Origin of the sequence: Klebsiella sp. D5A (genome assembly GCF_001620885.1) — a bacterium.
Classification (GTDB): domain Bacteria; phylum Pseudomonadota; class Gammaproteobacteria; order Enterobacterales; family Enterobacteriaceae; genus Klebsiella; species Klebsiella variicola.
Map to the genome: position 1 here is coordinate 1 of NZ_LOAR01000040.1, position 1,822 is coordinate 1,822.

Sequence of the window (1,822 nt, forward strand, 5' to 3'; positions counted from 1 at the left end):
TCCATTCTGAGCCACTAAGTCCCATATCATACAGACCCAGGGGGTTTGGCGGGAACTTCCCTATTGGATAAAAAGGAAGCCCAATACCATCAGTATAACTATCCAGTTCGTCCTGGTTCGGGAAATTTTTCCCGGGTAAAAGCTCACCATTGTTGGTAGCAAACGGAAGATACTGCCCTCTGGATCTTGCTGCATACTCCCATTGCGCCTCTGTCGGCAAATCAATTTTTTTACCGGACTCCTTACCTAACCACTGACAATAGTATTTTGCCTGTTGCCAGGTCACATTTGCTGAATAATCATCGGATAATAAAGATGGATGATTTTTCATAAATGGACCTACCGGCAGTGCTCTTTTATTAGTAAGTTTTGAATATTCTTTATAATTCTTATTGGTAACCTTAAATTTTGATATTAAAAAATCACTTAACACAACCTTATGTAATACCTTATCATCCTGGTTTATGCTGAAAGGCAGTTTTTCACCGACTAATGGGCCAAAATCCCCCATTAAAAACTCGCCGCCCTGAACGGGAACCATGTTAGAGAGCGACTTAGCAACAAGCGCTTCAGACAAGGTTTCACGCTTGTCAGTACTCTTCTGGTCGCACCCGAGCAGTAAACTGGCGGCAACAGAAGCAACTACGATTAATTTTCTCATCTTATCACCTAAGCCTTTGCATCAGGCAGTCATTGTCCCCGTCGGGTGCAGCTCATCAATCATGGCAAGATATTCTGACATCAGGAAATCCGGGATAGATTAAATATCCTATCCGGTTCAGCCGAATATTAGTTGAGCATTCTGACTCGGTTAAAATAAGAGATGGCATCACACATTATTTATTAACGACACAACGAAATACATACTGCGGACCAACACCATATTTTTCATAGTCACCATCAACTTCTTCTGGGAGTGGTGAAGCAGATTGTCTAAACATAGTCAATGCGTACTGTCTGTCGCCGCCAACATTCCCACGCAACACTTTCTCGGTCCCTTGCTCTGGTCCCTGAGGATTCTTTACCGGAGAGTTGGAGTAATAATCTGCTGCATACCAGTCATTGGTCCATTCTGAACCACTCAATCCCATATCATACAGCCCTAAGGGATTTGATGGGTATTTACCTACTGGATAAATGGGAAGCCCCATCCCGTCAGTGTATTTATTCAGTTCATCCTGGCTTGGGACATTTTTTCCTGGTGAAAACTCACCATTGTTAGTAGCAAACGGAAGATACTGACCTCTGGACCTTGCTGCAAACTCCCATTGCGCCTCTGTCGGCAAATCAATTTTTTTACCGGATTTTTTACCTAACCACTGACAATAATCTTTTGCCTGTTGCCAGATAACACCTGCAGGATAATCCCCCTTTAGCAGAGAAGGATGACGTTTTGCCAGTATATCCACAGGTGGATTTTTTTTATCTGTTACTTTCAAATAAACATTAAAATCATCGTTAGTGACTTTATATTTTGATATCGAAAAACCACTTAAAATAACCTTATGTAAAGTTTTATCATCCTGTTGTATGCTGAAAGGTAATTTTTGACCAACTAATGGACCAAAATCACCCATTAAAAACTCACCACCCTGAACGGGGACCATATTAGAGACCGATTTATCCACAAGTGCTTTAGCTGCTTTTTCACTCCCGGTGGTATTTCCCTGATCGCACCCGGTCAGTAAACCGGCAGCAACGGAAGCAACTACGATTAATTTTCTCATCTTATCACCTCAGCCATTGCATCAGGCAGTCATTGTACCCGTCGGATGCTGGTCGTCGATCATGGCAAGATATTCTGACATCAGGCTATCCGGGA

The 1,822-nt window shown here is 42.5% G+C and carries 2 protein-coding genes and 2 pseudogenes; all 4 read right to left on the bottom strand.

What is annotated here, in order from left to right; genetic code table 11:
• Window positions 1–661 (bottom strand): SUMF1/EgtB/PvdO family nonheme iron enzyme (locus tag AS136_RS25885; RefSeq protein WP_063267127.1); only part of this gene is annotated, 661 nt, incomplete at its 3' end.
• A gap of 21 nt (window positions 662–682) precedes the next feature.
• Window positions 683–757: pseudogene (locus tag AS136_RS29460) on the bottom strand (hypothetical protein); the annotation flags it as partial.
• Between the two features lie 79 nt (window positions 758–836).
• Entirely contained in the window at window positions 837–1,727 is an 891-nt protein-coding gene (locus AS136_RS25890; protein ID WP_016161339.1) for a formylglycine-generating enzyme family protein, read from the bottom strand.
• Between the two features lie 21 nt (window positions 1,728–1,748).
• Window positions 1,749–1,822, bottom strand: a pseudogene (locus AS136_RS29210) (hypothetical protein); the annotation flags it as partial.